Annotated in this window: 12 protein-coding genes and 2 tRNA genes; 7 read left to right on the forward strand and 7 right to left on the reverse strand. The window is 64.2% G+C overall.

Features of this window, described 5'->3' with window-relative positions:
- Nucleotides 1-18: 18 nt before the first annotated feature.
- From CR152_RS00610 to CR152_RS00630, 5 genes are all read right to left on the reverse strand, one after another.
- The gene (locus tag CR152_RS00610) at nucleotides 19-1842 is read right to left on the reverse strand and encodes a S8 family peptidase (protein ID WP_099872854.1); all 1824 of its coding nucleotides are present in this window, start codon (nucleotides 1840-1842) and stop codon (nucleotides 19-21) included.
- Nucleotides 1843-2653: 811 nt separating this feature from the next.
- On the reverse strand, nucleotides 2654-4873 hold the full coding sequence (locus CR152_RS00615; protein ID WP_099872856.1) for a TonB-dependent receptor: 2220 nt from the start codon (nucleotides 4871-4873) through the stop codon (nucleotides 2654-2656).
- Nucleotides 4874-5097: 224 nt separating this feature from the next.
- Nucleotides 5098-5955 carry a helix-turn-helix domain-containing protein gene (locus tag CR152_RS00620; protein ID WP_099872860.1) on the reverse strand — a complete coding sequence of 286 codons (858 nt, stop codon included), beginning with the start codon at nucleotides 5953-5955 and terminating at the stop codon, nucleotides 5098-5100.
- Between the two features lie 135 nt (nucleotides 5956-6090).
- On the reverse strand, nucleotides 6091-6924 hold the full coding sequence (locus CR152_RS00625) for an alpha/beta fold hydrolase (RefSeq protein WP_099872862.1): 834 nt from the start codon (nucleotides 6922-6924) through the stop codon (nucleotides 6091-6093).
- Nucleotides 6925-7008: 84 nt separating this feature from the next.
- Nucleotides 7009-8289: a glycerate kinase type-2 family protein gene (locus tag CR152_RS00630; protein WP_099872864.1), complete on the reverse strand. Its 1281-nt coding sequence runs from the start codon at nucleotides 8287-8289 to the stop codon at nucleotides 7009-7011.
- A gap of 103 nt (nucleotides 8290-8392) precedes the next feature.
- Here CR152_RS00630 and CR152_RS00635 point away from each other — a divergent pair, with 103 nt between their 5' ends.
- The 5 genes from CR152_RS00635 (at nucleotide 8393) to CR152_RS00655 (ending at nucleotide 12665) form a co-directional block, all read left to right on the forward strand.
- The gene (locus CR152_RS00635) at nucleotides 8393-10525 is read left to right on the forward strand and encodes a S9 family peptidase (RefSeq protein ID WP_229413232.1); all 2133 of its coding nucleotides are present in this window, start codon (nucleotides 8393-8395) and stop codon (nucleotides 10523-10525) included.
- A 158-nt stretch (nucleotides 10526-10683) separates the two neighbouring features.
- Nucleotides 10684-10759 (forward strand) — tRNA-Val (locus CR152_RS00640).
- Between the two features lie 48 nt (nucleotides 10760-10807).
- Nucleotides 10808-10884, forward strand: a tRNA-Asp gene (locus CR152_RS00645).
- Between the two features lie 75 nt (nucleotides 10885-10959).
- Nucleotides 10960-12045, forward strand: coding sequence for a hypothetical protein (locus CR152_RS00650; protein WP_099872867.1), 1086 nt, complete (start codon nucleotides 10960-10962; stop codon nucleotides 12043-12045).
- On the forward strand, nucleotides 12036-12665 hold the full coding sequence (locus tag CR152_RS00655) for an ABC transporter ATP-binding protein (RefSeq protein ID WP_099872870.1): 630 nt from the start codon (nucleotides 12036-12038) through the stop codon (nucleotides 12663-12665). Before CR152_RS00650 ends, CR152_RS00655 begins: the two co-directional genes overlap by 10 nt.
- Before the next feature lie 41 nt (nucleotides 12666-12706).
- Here CR152_RS00655 and CR152_RS00660 read toward each other — a convergent pair whose 3' ends face one another.
- Nucleotides 12707-13867, reverse strand: coding sequence for a GGDEF domain-containing protein (locus tag CR152_RS00660; protein ID WP_099872876.1), 1161 nt, complete (start codon nucleotides 13865-13867; stop codon nucleotides 12707-12709).
- A gap of 257 nt (nucleotides 13868-14124) precedes the next feature.
- Between CR152_RS00660 and CR152_RS00665 the strand changes: the two genes are divergently transcribed.
- Both CR152_RS00665 and CR152_RS00670 read left to right on the forward strand, forming a co-directional pair.
- On the forward strand, nucleotides 14125-14607 hold the full coding sequence (locus CR152_RS00665; RefSeq protein ID WP_054265216.1) for a cyclic nucleotide-binding domain-containing protein: 483 nt from the start codon (nucleotides 14125-14127) through the stop codon (nucleotides 14605-14607).
- Nucleotides 14604-15722 carry an AI-2E family transporter gene (locus CR152_RS00670; protein ID WP_099872879.1) on the forward strand — a complete coding sequence of 373 codons (1119 nt, stop codon included), beginning with the start codon at nucleotides 14604-14606 and terminating at the stop codon, nucleotides 15720-15722. Before CR152_RS00665 ends, CR152_RS00670 begins: the two co-directional genes overlap by 4 nt.
- On the opposite strand, the gene CR152_RS00675 is transcribed toward CR152_RS00670, so the two are convergent.
- On the reverse strand, nucleotides 15691-18549 hold the full coding sequence (locus CR152_RS00675) for an EAL domain-containing protein (RefSeq protein WP_099872882.1): 2859 nt from the start codon (nucleotides 18547-18549) through the stop codon (nucleotides 15691-15693). The two genes, CR152_RS00670 and CR152_RS00675, sit on opposite strands and share 32 nt — an antisense overlap.
- Nucleotides 18550-18696 lie beyond the last annotated feature (147 nt).

Here is an 18696-nt window from a genome sequence, read left to right on the forward strand (position 1 = left end):
CCGCTGCATTGACTTACATTACCACGACAGTTTCAGCGAGTAGGCGCCGCTGGTTGCGCCCGTGCCGCCGCTGTAGTACTTCACGCGCACATAACGGGTGAGCGTGGCAGTACCGGTGTTGGTGGTGCTCAGGCTGTCGGCTACGCCGGCGCCGTTTTCACTCATTGCCACCTGCGTCGTGCCCGTGCTGTTGTAGGCATACAGATCGTAGTCGGCGGTGGTGCTGCCGATGGTCATTGTTGCCGTCAGCGTTTTGCCAGCTGGCAGTTGAACAGCGAAGTAGTCGGAGTCGGTGCTCGTACCCATGTTACCCTTGACCACCGTGCCGCTGACCGTCACCGCATTGGCCGACGTGTACGCGTTGTTCGACTCGGTTTCATTGATGGTGGTGCCGGCTGGCGGCGTGGTGCCACCGGTGACCGACTTGACGGCGGCCAGCGCATCGACGATACCCGTGCCGCAGCTGTTGCAGGTCGCCGGGAAGGCGCGTGCGGTCGACTTCAGCTTGCTTTCGATTTCATCTGGCGTGAGGGCCGAATTTTTCGACAGCATCAGCGCGGCAACACCGGCCACGTGCGGGGTCGCCATCGAGGTACCGGCGTAGTTGGCGTAGTTGTCGGCGCCTGGAGCACCGGTGCCGGCGTTCAGGGTCGACAGGATCAGGCCGCCGGTGTCGCCACCAGGTGCCGCCACGTCGATCAGGGTGCCGTAGTTCGAGTACGAAGCGCGGCCGCCATCTTTACGGGTTGCGGCGATCGCGATGACGCCCGAGCAGTTCGCCGGGCTCGATCCACTCACGTTCACATTGTCGTTACCAGCGGCGACGATCACCACGGTACCGCGCGAACGGGCGCCGTTGATGGCGTTCTGGGTCGTGGTGTCGCAAGCGCCACCGCCGCCGAGCGACATGTTGATCACACGCGCCTTGTTGGCATTGACCGGCACGCCGGAAACGCTGCCGCCCGATGCCCAGGTGATCGCGTCGGCGATGTCGGAGGTGTAGCCGCCGCACTTGCCCAGCACGCGCAGTGGCAGGACCTTGGAATTGAATGCCACGCCAGCGACGCCGAGACCGTTGTTGGTCTTGGCGGCGATGGTGCCGGCTACGTGGGTACCGTGCCAGCTGGAGGTCTGGTTTTGCAGCGGACGGCCATTGCCGCACTCGCCGGCGACGACGGCGTCGCCCGGATCGCTGGCATCGCTATCGCGGCCGTTGCCATCGTTGGCGATCTTGGTGTCGGTGATGAAGTCGTAGCCGCCGACGAACTGGCCGGACAGGTCGGCGTGCGGACGGAAGCCGGTGTCGAGCACAGCGACGACGACGCCGGTGCCGGTGGCGATATCCCAGGCTGCGGGCAGGCGCAGGCCGCCGGTGGTGTCACCGTAGTGCCACTGCTCCGAGTAACGCGGATCGTTCGGGGTGAACAGCGGGTGCATGATGCGGTCCGGCTCAGCGTATTCGATGCTGGTATCGCGCTCCATCAAGTCCTTGGCGATCGCTGCGACATCCTTCAGGTCCATTTTCTTGTCGAGCTTGAGAATCTGGGCGCCATTGGCGGTGGTGTGCAGGGCCTTCATGGTCAGGCCGAACTGTTGGCCGGAACGCTGGACAACGGCCAGGCGCGCCTGGTTTGCGCCTGCCATGAGGGCGGCACCCGGCACGACAGGGCCGGTTTCCTTGTACTTGACGATCATGCGGTCGGTGGTCGTGGCAGCAGGCTGAACCTTGGCAGTCATGTCCATATCGCCCACGCTGGCGTGTGCGAATACCGGGCCGGCCGTGATCACGGCGGCGACGCAAAATTTCAAAAAGGATGGGTACTTCGATTGCGAATGCTTCATTGTCGTTCCTTAAGTTTTCCGATGAACATTTTATAAAGGAGAGGTGGCAGCGTTTAGCTGTCGCCCTTCCAGTGTCTCCACGTTGTTCTGCAACGTAGCCCCGCCTTTTGTCGGCGAGCGTTGTACATTACTGCGATTCAAGACCGATTTTGGAAATTTCCAACAGGATTCGGCTGTTTCGCAACACAAAAAGCCAAAAATTTTTCCTAAAGCAAAGTTAATTTGGCAATTTTTGCTTTTTTCCAAATGCAAACTTGTTCATTTGTGTTTATTTCTGAACATTAGACTGAAAAATGTCTAAATATGAACAGTTTTTAAGCGGCAATGAACGTTGCGGTTACCGGAAAAAGGACGAGATTGTTGAATGATTCAGAACAATTTCCTGTGCTACCGTGAATATGCTGTAGACCGTGGGAATCGGCTGAAAGTTCGCATGGAGGCATATACAACATCTGGTTTTTTGACGGAATCACGGTGCGGACATGCAGGCGAAAAAAAGCCACGAACGTGCGTGGCAAAGTGTTTCTCCCTCTGTATTCCCTATGACGGCAGCTCTTTTTCCGGAAAAAACCGGGGTATTGCAGACACGAGCTTATCCACCATTTCGGCGCCGCGTCCGACATGCTGTCGTGGTGGCGGCCTACTTCACCCCGGTCCCCGATCCGACAGCTGGGCAAGAAGTTGTCCTACCAAGGTTAAGTGTCGTCCTAGCTGTCGGTCAGATATTTCAGACAAGAGCTCATCAAGCATGGTGCTGCCGGGCGAAAAAAAAGCCGCGACTGCCCGCGGCTTCCGTAACACTTGGCAACGCTTAGAAGTTGCCTTTGAACTGCACGCCCCACAGGCGCGGCTCGTTGGTGAAGCCGGTCAGGTTATTGAAGTCGATGCCGCCGACGATGCGTTCGGTGCCGGTGACATTGCGGCCATACGCGGCCACTTCATACTTGCCGCCATCCCAGGTGTAGCCCACGCGCAGGCCGCCTTCGACCAGCGGCTTGCCGGTGAATTCTTTCGCTTCGTACAGGAAGAAATTGATCTTGCTGCGGTACGCCCAGTCGGTGAACACGAACATCTGGCCTTCGCCCAGGTCCATCGAGTAACGCGCGGTGCCGTTCAGGATCCACCGTGGCGCCTGCGGCAATGGATTGCCATCGATGACGACGCGGCCCGCCGCATTGATCGGATTGGTGATCGTGCACTGCGCGCACTTGTTGACCGACAGGCTGGCGTCGCGGATCTCGGTGAAGTTGTAGCTGCCGCCGGCCGATACCTTGAAGTTGCTGGTGACGAAGCCTTCAAAGTCGAGCTCGGCGCCACGGCCGTTGGTCTTGGCCGCGTTGATCAGGCGGTTGACGTTGGAGTTGCCGCCGACCACGGTCAGCTGCTGGTTCTTGACCTGGTAGTCGTACACGCTGAAGGCCACGCGCGCGCGCCGGTTCAGCAGGTCGGCTTTCACGCCCGCTTCCACCGAGGTGATGGTCTCGGCGTCGGCCACGGTGATCGGCACCGATGCCGAGGCCGCCGCGACACTTGGCGCGCGGAAGCCGGTCGCCACGCGGGCGTACACGTTGACATCCTTGTTCAGCTTGTAGGTGCCGCTCAAGTCCCAGTTGGCCTTGTTGCTGCTCGCGCCGACCGCGGCCGGTCCGATCTGCACCACGTTGACCGCCGACACGGTGTTGAAGTCTTTCTTGTCGTTGGTGTAGCGCAGTCCGCCGCGCACCGTGAAGGCGTCGCTGAAGGCATAGTTGACCGAACCGAATGCCGCCCAGGCGGTGTTCTTCTGGTGGCTGGCCAGGTGCGAGGTTTGCGCGCCGGTCGTGCTGTTGTAGTTGTTGGAAAAGCCGTTGGCATCTTCGTTGTAGTAATACACGCCAGCCTGCCAATTCACCGGACCGCTGTTCTTGGACTCGACCCGGAATTCCTGGCTGTATTGCTTGACGTCGGCGATGCCGCCCGCGGTTTCCACCTGGAATGGAATCACGCCCGGGCCGCTTGGGACGCCGCCGTCGATGTCGCCGCGGCTCAGGTAGTGGTCCACGCCTTCGTAACCGGTGATCGAGTACAGCTTGACCGCGCCCAGGTCCCACGACAGGCGCACGTTGGCGCCGTTGGTGCGCAGGGCCTGGAAGTTCAGGCCGTTGTTGGCGATCTTGTCGGCGTCGAAACCGTCGACCAGCTCGTTCGTGCCTTTTTTGATGATATTGGCGCGGAACAAACGCGAGCTGCCCGTGGTCGAGCGCTGGTGCACATTGAACAGGGCATTGAAGCCGGCGCCCGGGTTGTACAGCACTTGCAGCCGTTCGGCGTGCTCGTTATAGCCTTCGAGCGCGTCGTCCTGCTTGGTGAAGGTGTTGTCGACGAAATCGTCGCGGTGCTGGCGCAGGGTCGAGAAGCGCGCTGCCCATTCTTTGCTCAGCGGAACGTTCACGGCGCCGTCGACGTTGACCGTGTTGTGGGTCGCGACGGAGGCGTTGTAGTAGCCGCCGAATTTGTCGAGCTTCGGTTTTTCCGATTCAAACTTGACCACGCCAGCCGGGGTGTTGCGGCCGAACAGGGTGCCCTGTGGACCGCGCAGCACTTCCACGCCGGCCAGGTCGAAAATCGGGAAGCCTTTCAGGATCGGGTTCTCTTGCACGACATCGTCGTAGATCAGCGACACCGGCTGCGAAGCGAAGGTGTTGAAGTCGGTGTTGCCGTAACCGCGGATGTAAAAGCGCGGGAAGGTGCGGCCGTTCGACGATTCCACGTTCAAGCTTGGCACTTTACCGGCAAGCACGCGAATGTCCTGCCCGCCGGAGACGATCACGTCGAGCTTCTCATCCTTGAGCAGGCTGACGGACACCGGCACTTCCTTGATGTTCTCGGTACGGCGCTGGGCGGTCACGGTGACGGTTTGCAGTTCCGGAGCGGCTTGCGTCTGGACTTGGGCCTGGGCCATGGCCGACGCGATCGGCAGCAACGCGGTCAGGGCCAGCACGGCGCCGTGTGCGCCAATAACGCGCTTGTGCATCTTGGACATCTTGATCATTCGAGTTCCCTGGAAAAAGTTGATGAAGCGTACGACGAAGGTATTCTTGTCTCCTGCTCTACTCTTTTTCTGGACGTTCTCGCATGCAGCAAACGCGCGCGGCGATGGACGCCGTCGGCACTGCATCTTGTCGATGTCTATGTTGCCGACCTGGTAAGACTGAAGGCGGTATTTTCTGTCATCACTGCTGTGAATGGCAAGGAAGTTCAGGTGCCGCGTGATCTTCACGCAACATTTTTTGCAATAAACCACGCTTTGCTGCGTTCATCGGCGGGAAAAAACGATTCAATCCGCAATTCATGCACCGTGACGTCGTGCGGCGTGCCCATGGTGGTGATGGTGGTAAACACGTTCAGTTCCACGTCGTCCTTGCGGATCGTCAGCGGCAGAAACGGCAGCGCACGGCGGTCGAGGTTGGGCGCGTGGGCGGCGGTGCCGATGGCGTCGATGCCGGGCAAGGCGGCCAGCTCGGCCAGCAGGGTGGTCGCTTCGCTGCCGGGACCGTCGCCCATGGCTTCGCGCTGGATCCAGTGCAGCGCGTCGGCGCACACGGCTTCCCAGTTGACCAGGTATTGACGCAGGCCGGCGGGGTCGAGCATCAGCTTGAGGACGTTGAGCGCGCCGTTGCCGGGAATCGGCTGGCCGGGGGGCAGGCCGAGCAGCCAGCCGAACAGGTGGGCGGCGGGTTCGTTGTGGAGTTGGAGATTCCACAGCCGGTCGACCACCAGCGCGGGATACGGCGCCTGCTGCGCCAGCATGAAGTCGAGCGCTTGCCGCACCGAAGCCAGTTCGGGATCGGACAGGGTGCGCTCTTGGTAGGCGGGAGCGAATCCGGCGGCCAGCAGCATGATGTTGCGCTGCCTGAGCGGCACGTCGAGCGCCACGCCAAGCTTGAGGATCAATTCCTTGCTGGGATGGGCGCGTCCGCTTTCGAGGAAGCTGATGTGACGCTGCGAGACCTCGCTGACGGTGGACAGATGCAGCTGGCTGTATCCACGCTTGCCGCGCCAGTAGCGCAGCGCCGCTGAAAAATCACCGAAGTACTGATCGCGCGAGGGGGTCGATTGGCTTGGTGCTGGCATGGCGTTTTCCTGTTGTCCCGTATTCGATACCGTCATATGCCGCCGCTCCCTTCCGTCGTTCCCGCCTCCAGCCCCCGCGTCGTTCCCGCGAAGGCGGGAACGACGGGGAGGGGGACGGGAATTACGGGTGGCGAATCAGCGCCCGCCGCCAATAAACCCCATCAAATCCGCATTCACCCGCTCCGCATGCGTCACGAACATCCCGTGCGCCGCGTCATCGTACACCGCCAGGCGCGCCCCTTCGATCAACGCCGCGGTACGCCGCGCGGTCAGCTCCAGCGGCGCACTGACATCGAGCGCCCCCGCGATGATCAAGGCTGGCACCTGCACCCGCGCCAGCTCCGCGCGCATGTCCGCATGCTGAACCGCCACATGGCAATCGTGCAGCGCCTTGTGCGAGCACGCCAGCGCCATCTGGCGCAGCCACCTGATCATTCCCGGCGAGGCATCCGGCGTCAGGAACGGCAGCGCGTTCTCGTCGATCCAGTGCGGGAAATCGCGGTTCAGCTGCTGCTCGCGAAAGAGGTCGAGCAGCGCGCCATCGAGGCCCTCGGGATTGTCGTCAGCGCGCATGATCATCGGCGTCATTGGCCCCATCAACACAATCCGCGCCACCCTTGCGCTTCCGAACCGGCTCAGATAGCGCACCACCTCATTGCAACCCATCGAATGGGCGACCAGCGTGACGCCGTGCAGGTCGAGCGTATCGATCACGGCGGCCAGGTCGCCGGCCAGGGTATCGAAGTCGTAACCCTTGCCCGGATCGCTGGACCGGCCATGCCCGCGACGATCGAACGCAATGCAGCGCAGCCCTTGGCGTGACAGCGCCAGCATCTGGTAATTCCATGCATCCGACGGCGGCGACCAGCCACCCACGAACAACACAGGCGCGCCGGTGCCCCAGTCGCGGTAAAACAGGTCGACGCCATCAGTGGTGCGGATAAAGCCGGGGGTAGTGGAATGGGTCATGGCAGGTCTCCTTGGTTGGGCAGCGGGATACGGTGACACCATTGTCGGACACCCGCACCGGCGCGGCGATTACCTCCCAGGTAATCAATCCGCCGGCGCCTCGACCAGAATCGCGCGGAAGTCGTTGACGTTGGTGCGCGTCGGCCCCGTCACCACCAGGTCGCCCAGCGCCGCAAAAAAGCTGTAGCCATCGTTGTCAAGCAGCCGCGCGCCCGCATCCACCCCGGCCAGCGCGGCGCGGGCCAGCGACTGCGGATCGAGCAGCGCCCCCGCGTTGTCTTCGGTACCATCGATGCCGTCGGTATCGCACGCAATCGCATGCACTCCCGCCATGCCCTTGAGCGCAATTGCGAGCGCCAGCAAAAACTCCGCATTGCGTCCTCCCCGCCCGCCGCCGCGCACGGTGACCGTGGTCTCGCCGCCCGACAAAATCACGCACGGTGCCGCCACCGGCTGCCCATGGCAGGCCACCTGGCGCGCAATGCCAGCGTGGACGATGGCCACTTCACGCGCCTCGCCTTCGATGGACCCGCTCAGGATCAGCGGCGTGTAGCCGGCCGCGCGCGCCGCACTGGCCGCGGCATCGAGCGCGTGCTGGGCGCTGGCGATGACCACCGACCGATTGCCGCGCAGGCGCGCGTCGTCGATTGCCGGCGCGGCCAGCGCCGCATCCTCCAGCACCGCGCGCACCGCCGGCGACACGGCGATACCGTATTTGCCGAGCACCGCCAGCGCATCGGCCGCGCGGCTGCCATCGGGGATGGTCGGCCCGGACGCGACCACCGCCGGATCGTCGCCCGGCACATCGGAGACCACCAGCGTCACCACGCGCGCCGGATGGCAAGCCAGCGCCAGGCGCCCGCCCTTGATTGCCGACAGGTGGCGCCGCACGCAATTGATCTCGCCGATCCGCGCACCACTGGCCAGCAAACGGCGCGTCAGTTCGCGCTTTTCATCGAGCGTAATGCCCGGTGCCGGCAGCGACAGCAGCGCCGAGCCACCACCGGACATGAGGCACAGCACCAGGTCGTCCTCGCCCAGGCCGCGCACCAGCGCCAGCATGCGCTGCGCGGCCGTGGTGCTGGCATCATCCGGCACCGGATGGCCCGCCTCGATCACCTCGATATGCCGGGTCGGCGCGCCGTGGCCGTAGCGCGTGGCGACCAGGCCGGCGATCTCGCCCTGCCAGTGCTGCTCGACCGCCTGCGCCATGCGCGCCGCCGCCTTGCCGGCCCCGATGACAATGGTGCGCCCCTTGGGCGGTGGCGGCAGGTGCGGCGCCAGCACCGCCAATGGATCGACCGCCGCCAGCGCGCTGTGAAACAGCTGCAGGAGCAAGGCACGCTGGGGGCTCGTATGATTCATCTGGGTCCTCGGTGGGTGGGCCGCAACGCCGATTCGAAATCGCTATGTTTTTTGTGGTCGCGGGCCTATGATATTGACACAAAAATATCTTCCAGGAGTGTTCGTGCCTTCCCAAAAAATCCCCGCCATCCTCACCGCGCTGATGATCGCCATGTCCGGTACCTTCCCGGCCTTCGCCGCCGACAGCCCGGCGCCACCCGTGGCAGCCAAGGCCGCGTGGCAGGAAACGCGCCACGGCGACGTCGTCACCGACGACTACCGCTGGCTGCAAAAGAAGGAAGACCCCAAGGTCATCGCCCACCTGAACGCCGAAAACGCCTACACCGAAGCGATGACGGCCGATATCGCCCCGCTGTCGGACAAGCTGTTCGCCGAGATCAAGGGCCGCATGCAGGAAGTGGACCTGTCGGTGCCGGCGCGGACCGGTAAATACTACTACTACACGCGCTTCGAGGCGGGCAAGCAGTATCCGATCAACTGCCGCCGCCTGGCCGGTGCCAACCTGGCCTACGACGAGAAGGCGCCCGAGGAAATCCTGCTGAACCAGAACGAGATGGCCGAAGGCCAGAAGTTCTTCGCCGTCGCGGGCACCTTCGTCAGCCCGGACGACTCGCTGCTGGTGTACACCACCGACACCACCGGCTACCGCCAGTTCGAGCTGCACATCAAGGACCTCAAGACCGGCAAGCTGCTGGCCGACAGCGTGCCGCGCGTGACGTCGGTCGCGTGGGCGCTTGATAACAAGACCATCTTTTTCACCCAGGAAGACGCCACCACCAAGCGCTCCGACCGCCTGTTCCGCATGACGCTCGGCAGCAAGCCGGTCGAGGTGTATCACGAGCCGGTCGAGCAATTCAGCGTGCAGGTGGAAGCCTCGCGCGACCGCAAGTTCATCGTGGTCGATATCCTCGCAACCGATACCACCGAGGTGCGCATGCTGCGCGCCGACCAGCCAAAAGGCGAATTCCGTTCGGTGCTGGGACGCGAAAAAGGCCACCGCTACGGCGTCGAACACCGCAACGGCGAATTGTTCATCACGACCAACAAGGATGCGAAAAACTTCCGCCTGGTGCGCGCGCCATTGGCCACGCCTGGCCCCAAGTTCTGGAAAGAGCTGGTCAAGCACGACAAGGCGGTCATGGTGCGCGAAGTCGACGCTTTCCGCGACTTCCTGGTGGTGATGGAAAAATCGAATGCGCTCAACCGCGCGCGCATCTACAACTTCAAGACCAAATCGTGGAAGACGGTGCAGTTCGACGATCCGGTCTACATGGCCACGCGCACGCGTACCCCTGCCTACGACGCCACCAGCTACCGCATGGCGTACCAGTCGCCGGTGACGCCGTCGACCGTGCTCGATGTGGACATGGCCAGCGGCGCGCGCACGGTCCTCAAGCGCGTCGAGGTGGTGGGCGGCTACGATCCGACCCGCTATGAAAGCCGGCGCCTGTGGGTCACCGCGCGCGATGGCGTCAAGGTGCCGCTGTCGGCCGTCTACAAGAAGGGCGTCAAGTTCGACGGCAGCGCGCCGCTGCTGCTGGCCTCCTACGGTTCGTACGGCATTCCGACGGAAGCCAATTTTTCGATCAACCGTCTCAGCCTGCTCGAGCGCGGCGTGATCTACGTGCAGGCGCATATCCGCGGCGGCACCGACATGGGCCAGGCCTGGCACGACGACGGCATGCTGATGAAAAAGAAGAACACCTTCTATGACTTCATCGACGCCGCCGATTACCTGGTCAAGGAAAAATGGACCAGCCCGAATCGCCTGATCATCCAGGGCGGCAGCGCCGGCGGCCTGCTGATGGGCGCCGTGGTCAACATGCGCCCGGAGCTGTTCCACGGCGTGCATGCGGCCGTGCCATTCGTCGACGTGATGAACACCATGATGGACGCCACCCTGCCCCTGACCACCGGCGAGTACCTCGAATGGGGCAACCCGACCGAGAAAGCCGCCTACGACTACATGCGCAGCTACTCGCCGTACGATAACATCGAGCGCAAAGCCTATCCGGCCATGCTGGTGACGACAGGCCTGAACGACAGCCAGGTGATGTACTGGGAGCCGGCCAAGTATGTCGCCAAACTGCGCGCGCACAAGACCGATACCAATCCGCTGCTGCTCAAGACGAACATGGGGGCCGGCCACGGTGGCGCGTCCGGGCGTTACAACGCAGTCAAGGAAGGCGCCTTCATCATGGCCTGGATGCTGTCGCAGTGGGGCATCAAGGAGTAATCGGGCGGGCGATCCGGAACATCGGGCGCCGGGGATTTTTCGGAATTCTGCACTTTTTTCGCAAAAACCCTTGCGCACTTTCCGAACTCTAGCTATGATTCGTGCCTCTTCAGACGTGGTGACAAACGTCGGATGCAGTCTCTGAGGTAAGCGAGTTTGGGTGCTTAGCTCAGTTGGTAGAGCAGCGCCCTTACAAGGCGCGGGTCGGGAGTTCGAGCCTCTCAGCACCCACCACCATCAGAGACGGGGCATCATGATCAGCAGTACCGATCAGAGTAACACGGAGTGGTAGTTCAGTTGGTTAGAATACCGGCCTGTCACGTCGGGGGTCGCGGGTTCGAGTCCCGTCCGCTCCGCCAGCATCAAAGAAGGGCCCGATTCGTCGGGCCCTTTTTCTTTTTTCCTTTTTGTTTTTCCTTCATCTCGGAACCGCCTTGGCCCACGCCTACGTCACGTTTCGCCGTCGCCTCGCCATCCACGCGTTCCAGCGCTTTGCCGCCAGCCTGAAAAGTTCGGCCGAGATCATGCTGCTGGTATTTGCCCAGGTTCTCATCGGCCTGTTCGCGCTGGTCGCCCTGCCCTCCATGTACGCCGCCTCCCAGGGCGCCCTGCAAGCCATTGGCCTGCTCATTGCGCACGGCCTGGTGATGGCCCTGCCGGCAGTGGTGCTGCGCAAGCGCGTGCTGCCGCTCGACGTGGTGTACTGGGTGCGCCGCCTGCCGGTGCCGCCCGCCACGCAACTGGCGGCGGACGCGCTGGTGGCCGGCATGATGGTCGGGCCGCTGGCGCTGCTGTACGCGGTATCGGCGGCGGTCTGGCTGTGGCAGCGGCCCGACTGGCTGCTGCCCGTGCGCGGCGTGCTCGGTACCGTGTTCTCGCTGATGCTGACGTATGCCTGCGCGGTCGCGGTGCTGTCGCTGCGCGCGCGCCGCGCCCCGTCGAGCGCACGCTGGCTGCGCCGCCTGGCGCCGCCGCCGCTGCGCTATGAAACGCGCCACTGGCGCCCGCGCGTGCTCATGCTGTGGCATCGCTTGTTCTGGCTGCCCTTCTGGCGCAACGAGAACATGGTCGGCCGCCAGCAAACCCTGTTGCTGGCCGCCGCCGTGGGCGCGGCGCTGCCGTGGATGCAGGCGCCGCCCGGCATCGTGCGCGCGGTGCTGGCGCTGGCCACCAGCGCGCTGATGGTGCTGCTCACCGACCGTGGCGACAAGGCCGTGCGCGAGCAGCTCGCCGCGCTGCGCCCCGTCATGGCGGCCTGGCCGCTGCAAGCGCGTTCGGTGGCGCTGGCCGCGCGCGCGTTTGCGCTGCTGCCCGCGCTGCTGGTGCTGGCGATCGTGTTCGCCGGCGGCGCGGTCCATGGCCTGTGGGGACGCCCCGCCGGCCGCGCCTACCTGATCCTCGCCTGCGTGGCCCAGGTGCTGCTGGTGGCGATCCCGCGCTTTACGGCGCGCGGGCGGGTAGGCCTGGTGGTGGTTCAGATTCTGGTATTGACTGCGGTGGGGAGCGAATTATGGGAGTAGGACAGCAGCCGGTACTGCGCATCGAGGGCGTGCATTTTCACTTCGATACGCGTCCGGTGTTCAGCGATTTTTCGGCGGCGATCGAGCCGGGCATCACCTGGCTGCGCGGCGCCAACGGCATGGGCAAGACCACCTTGCTCAAGCTGGTGGCCGGCACGCTCACGCCCAACCGCGGCACCATCGCGCTGGGCGGCGTCGATTGCGCGGCGCAGCCGCTGGCCTACCGGCTGGCCACATTTTACTGCGGCGGCGACCTGCCGGACCTGCCGTGGCTGACCGTGCAGGAATTCCTCGACCTGCATCTGGCGCTGTATCCGGATACCGAAGCGCGCCTGGTCGAACGCCAGCTGGAAGCGTTCGGGGTCACGGGCACGCTGGAGCAGGCGCTGTCGACCTTGTCGCTGGGGCAGCACAAGAAGGTACAGCTATCGCTGGCGCTGGCCTTGCCGGTGCGCCTGCTGCTGCTCGACGAGCCGTTCAACGGGCTCGATGCGGCGGCCGTGGAGTACCTGCGGGGGCAGCTGGGCGAACGGGGGGCAAGGCAGGATATGTGCGTGCTGCTGACCAGTCACCTGGAGCCGCTGGTGGAGGTGAAACGAATGCTGGATCTGGATCGATGACCTCAGCCCCGTCGTTCCCGCCTGCGCGGGAACGACGGGGGTTAAGCGCACTGCCTCACCGGCTGTCCCGCCTCGATCCGGTTGCGCCCCGCGCTCTTGGCCACATACAGCGCGTGATCGGCGCGCGCCAGCGCGGCATTGATATGCTCGCCCTCCTCGATCGCCACCACCCCGATACTGACCGTCATCGCGTACGCCTCCTCCAGGCCCGGCAAACGCGCCGCGAGCACCGCGAGGCGCAGCCGCTCGGCCGCCTGCAGCGCGCCCGTCAGGCACGTCCCCGGCATCACCAGCGCGAACTCCTCGCCACCAAGCCGGCCCATGATGTCATGCTCGCGCAAGGTCGCCTGCGCGGTGGCGCTGAACACGCACAGTGCGTGGTCGCCGGCGGCATGCCCGAAGCGGTCGTTCAAACTTTTGAAATGGTCCAGGTCGAGCATCATCAGCGCGACCGGGGTGCGAAGGCGCGCGGCCAGCATGCGCGCGCTCTCGGTACGCTCGAAAAACGCGCGCCGGTTGACCAGTCCCGTGAGGCTGTCGGTGGTGGCCAGCAGCGCCATCGCGCGGTCGTCCTTCTCCTTGCACAGCAGCAGAAAGCCGAAGCCGTTCACGATCATCAGCAGGTAGCCGGCGATATACGCGACACTCTGCACCACGCCCGGCGTGCCGCCGCTGAGCACCATGCCGGCGGAACTGAAGCAGGCGCGCAGCGCCATGGCCACCGAGAACACCAGGTTGTTGACGCCGATGATGCGCTGCAGGTCCGATGCCGCGCGGCCGGGATGCAGCAGCGCGGCCGCCATCGCACCGCTGAACAGGGCGATCATCAGCGACAGCATCACGCCCAGGTCGCGCGCGCTGGCGCCGGCCAGCGCCGCCAGGTAGTACAGCAGCAGTGCCACGGTCGTGAGCGGATACAGCAGGCGCCGCCAGCGCCGATAGCCGAAGAAGGCGCAGTAGGCCGCCGCTTCGATCATGATGCCCAGCACCAGCACCGTCGACGCTCCGAGGCCCATCCACAGCGGCGCGCCGTCGGTCTGCAGGTAGGCCAGCAGGTTGGCCATGCCCTGCACCACCTTGGCCCACTTCCACATGCCCATGGCGGGATGGGCCGAGCCGGAACGCACGTAACCCGCCATCAGCATGGCGAAGGCAATATTGCCCACGGCCATTACCAACATGAAGGTTTTGATATCGATCACAGCGCTTTCCTCGTGAATAAAACACGGCCGCCGCAGCAGGCGTCGCATCAAGGCGGCCCGCACACAGAGAATGAGTATGTAAATGTTAATATTTATTACTTCGAGGCATTATCTTACACTAGTTATTGCTTCGCTTCTTACTGTGGCAAAATTATGGTAAACACGCACGACAACAGCCCTGGCGGCAAATCTGCTGCGCACGCCAGTTGCTTGGCGCATAATCGAGCTCGTGCGTGTCATCCCCCTCTGGAGTTAATTTGATCTTTGGTTTTCTGAAATCGCCGCCGCTGTCGCCACGCCTGCACCGCCTTAAAAGTTCGGTCCTGTTCAATTCCCTGACCCCGCTCGAACTGAAAATCGTCGATGGCCTGATGCACGAGCGGCGCTACCTGACCGACGAAATCGTGTTCGACCAGGGCGAGGAAGGCCAGGCCCTGTACCTGGTCACGTCGGGCAAGGTGGCCATCAGCCGCGCCAAGGGCAGTGCCTTCATGGTGGTGTCCGAACTCGGGCCGGGCAGCGTGTTCGGCGACATGGCGCTGCTGGACGACTCGCCGCGCACGGCGCAGGCGCGCGCCATGGAGAACTGCGAGCTGGCGGTGTTCTTCCGCGCCGATTTCCTGGGGCTGATGGAAACCGACGCCGTGATCGGCTACAAAATTTCGCTGACCCTGGCGCGCCTGGTCGGCCAGCGCCTGCGCGACTGGATGGGCGGCAGCCCGCAGGTGGAAGCCTTATGAACTCGCGCGATCGCGCAGGACCCGTGGTCTGGTGCGGGATCATCGCGGTCACCTGCCTGCTCCTGATCCTGCTCGAACACACGCTGTGGCTGGCCATTCCCTTCATCTTCGGCACGGTCCTGTACTACATCCTGCTCGCGCCCATGCAGCGCCTGATCCGCGCCGGCGTCGGCCAGGACCTGGCCGCGCTGACCGTGGGCGGCGGCTTCGTGGCCGTGCTCTCGCTGGTGCTGGTGCTGGTGTTCTCGTACGTGGCGGTGCCGGAGGAATCGTGGCAGGCGCTGCTCGGGCACTACCTCGATGGTGGCGTGACCTTCGTCCGCAACACCATGCAGCTGCTCGAGAAAAAATTCCCGGTGTTCGAACAGATGCACCTGACGCGGCTCGTGAACCGGCGCTTCAAGTCCTTCACCGACAATTTCGCCCAGCAGCACCTGGCCGGGCTGCTGGTGGTGATCGCCGGCTGGCTGCCGTCGCTCTTGCTGGCGCCTTTCCTGACCTTCTTCTTCCTGCGCGACGGCGCCAGCTTCAAGCGCTTTTTGGCGCGCGCAGTGCCGAATGCGTTTTTCGAGAAAACCCTGTTCCTGCTGCACGAAGTCGACCAGACCGCGCGCCGCTACTTCCAGGGCCTGATCAAGCTGACCGTGATCGACACCATCATGCTGGCGCTCGGGCTGTGGATGATCGGCGTGTCCTCGCCGCTCGCGCTGGCGCTCATTTCGGCGGTGCTGGCCTGGGTGCCGTTCGTCGGCTCGGTGGCCGGCTGCATCATGGTGGTGGTGGTGGCCGCCACCGACGCACCGTCCAATCCGGTGATCGGCTATGGCGCGATCGGCGTGTTCGTGGCGGTGCGCCTGCTGGACGACTTCATCTTCATGCCGCTCACGCTCGGACGCAGCCTGCAGATCCATCCGCTCATGACGGTGCTGATGATCTTCGTGGGCGGCTCGCTGGCCGGGGTGGCCGGGCTGATGCTGGTGCTGCCGCTGCTCGGGGTGGTGATGGTGGTCGGCGAAACGCTCGGCTGCCTGGTGACCAATGCGCGCCTGCGCGCGCGCCACCGCAATGCGATGGCGCTGCGGGTCAGGCAGGCCAGCGTGGGGCTGGCGAAGTAGGGTCCGCGCTGGCCGCCATGGCGCGCGTCTGCGCCATGAGCATGGCGTCGAATTCCTCGGCCGGGACCGGGCGCGCGAACAGGTAGCCCTGGGCGTAGTCGCAGCCGGCTTCGAGCAGCAGGTCGCGCTGCTCGTGCGTCTCGACGCCTTCGGCGATCACGCGCAGGCCGAGCTTGTGGGCCATGACGATGATCGCTTCCGACAGCGCCATGTCGCTCGACTCGGGCGCCAGGTTGCGGGTGAAGGAGCGGTCGATCTTGAGGTAGTCGATGTCGAATTTTTTCAGGTACGACAGCGACGAATAGCCGGTGCCGAAATCGTCCAGCGCCACCTGGATGCCGGCGTCGCGCAGCTGCAGCAGCTTGTCGGTCACGCCGCTGCTGGCGTCGAGCAGCAAGCCTTCGGTGATCTCGACCACCACCGCCTGGCCGGACAGGCCCAGTTCGCGCAGGTGCGCCAGCCAGCCTTCGTAGCCCTTGCCTTCGCGCTGGAATTCGAGCGGCGACTGGTTCACGCTGACCTGGAACTCGGGATGATGATCGCGCCGCCAGCGGCTGGCCCAGCGCGCCGACTCCATGAACACCCATTCGCCGATCTCGATAATCAGGCCGCTCGACTCGGCCAGCGGAATGAACTCCAGAGGGCTCACCAGCCCGCGCTGCGGATGCTCCCAGCGGATCAGGGCTTCGGCCTTGTGGATCTTCCCGCTGCGCAGGTGCACGATGGGCTGGAAGTACACGCGGAACTGGCCGCCCTTGAGGGCACTGCGCAAGTCGTTGGTCATGCGCATGCGGTTGATCGCCGCCACCTGCAGGGCCGGCGTGAAATAGCTGAAGCGGTTGCGCCCCGCGTTCTTGGCCGCGTACATGGCCTGGTCGGCGTGCTTGAGCAGGTCGTCGATATCGCGCGCGTCGTCCGGATACAGGGTGATGCCGACGCTGGCCGAGATATACGCCTGCTCCTGGCCGAGCGTAAACGGCGCCTGCAGCACATCGAGGATCTTTTGCGCGATCACGCCCACGCTGCCGGTTTCGCCCAGCTGCGGCAGGATCACGGTGAACTCGTCGCCGCCCAGGCGCGCCACCGTGTCCGAGTCGCGCACGCAGCCGCTGATGCGGCGCGCGGCGTCGACCAGCAGCACGTCGCCCTGCTGGTGGCCGAGCGTGTCGTTCACTTCCTTGAACTGATCGAGGTCGATGAACAGGATCGCGATGCGGGTGCCCTCGCGCCGGCAGCGCAGGATGTCGTGTTCGAGACGGTCGTGGAACATGCGCCGGTTGGGCAGGCGCGTGAGCGGATCGAAATTGGCCTGCTGCCAGATCAGCGCTTCCGAGCTCTTTTTCTCGGTCACGTCCTCGATCATGCACAGGTGGTGCGCGCTGGCGTTGGCCGTGGCGTCGATGGCGGCGATCGACATGTCGACCCAGACCACGGTGCCGTCGGGGCGCAGCAGGCGGCGCGCGCTCTTGAAGCCAGCGATGCTGCCGGCGCCCAGCTGCGCCATGCGCGCGGCCTCGCCGGCCACGTCGTCGGGGTGAGTGATGTCGTCGCAGCGGCCGCGCTTGAGCTCTTCCGAGGAGCGCCCGGTGATCTCGGCGAAGCGCGGGTTGATATCCTTGAACTGGCCGCTGACCGAATCGATCAGGGCGATGCCCATCGGCGCTTCCTCGAACATGGTGCGAAAACGCAGTTCGCCCTGGCGGATGCTTTCCTCGGCGCGGCGCCGTTCGCGCGCCAGCAGCGACACGTGCACGGCGGCGCCGCCGATCAGCAGCAGGCCGGCCGCCAGCAGCGCGCGGTACAGCCAGGTCAGGTAATCGGCGGCGGGATCGGTGCTGTACATGAAGCCGTCGAAAGAGGCGCCGCGCGGCAGCATGCCCAGTTCGGCGTAGATATCGGCGATATGGCGCCAGCGGTCCGGATTCATGTAGCCGATTTCGACCAGCACCGGCTGCACCAGCGGCTCCATCTGGCGCGCCTCGAACAGCAGGTGCTGGCGGTCGTGGCGGCGCGTGTACTTCGACAGGATCAGGTCCGCGATCTCTTCCTGGTTGGCCATGGCATAGGCCCAGCCCTTCATGCTGGCGGCGCGGAAGGCGCGCACGCGCTCGGGGTGGGCGGCGATCTGGCGCTCACTGGTGAACAGGTTGTCGCCGTAAAAATCGATGCCGGCCGCGCGCGGGCTGTGCACGTCGTAAGCGAAGCCGATGCGGTCCAGGTAATCGGGTTCGTTGGTGATGTAGGCCGAATAGGCCTCGATCTTGCCCTTGGCCAGGTCGTCCGGATTGAAGCTGTGTTCGACGCGCACCAGGCTGCTGAGAGGGACGCCTTCCTTGTTCAGGTAAGCGATCAGTTCGTCGGCCTGGGTGAGTTCATCGATGAGCGAGCCGATCATCACGCGCTTGCCCTTGAGATCGCGCACGTCGGGCGCGCCGTTGCGCTTACCTACCAGCAACACATAGGGCGAATGCTGGAACACCACGCCCAGCACCACCAATGGCTTGCCGGCCATGCGCGCCAGCAGCAGGCTGCTGCTGCCGACGCCGAATTCGGCCTTGCCGGCGCTGACATTGCGTTCGGGCTCGTTGCCGTCGGTGCCCTCGGAGATCAGCACGTCGAGGCCGGCGTCGCGGTAAAAGCCTTTTTCGAGGGCGGCATAGTAGCCGGCGAACTGGAACTGATGGGTATGCTTGAGCTGGAGGGTGACTTTATCGAGCGCCCGGGCGGGCAGGCTGACGCACATGGCGAGCGCAAAGACGAACGCCAGAGCTTTCGGCGCGGGCGCGAAAGCCGTCGACGCGCGGCGGGCCAGGTGGAGTCGGATCATCAGTCGGTCACACCGCTAGGTGTGCACTAAAGCAACGTATGGAGTCGATTGTACTGACCTTCCCGGCCGGGACAGCGAAAAATGCGAACTGTGTGCGTGGCACAACAATTGGGGTGTTGCAAATGCGACGGCCGGCATCCTCGACCC

The sequence above is a fragment of the Massilia violaceinigra genome, from assembly GCF_002752675.1.
Lineage (GTDB): Bacteria > Pseudomonadota > Gammaproteobacteria > Burkholderiales > Burkholderiaceae_D > Telluria_A > Telluria_A violaceinigra.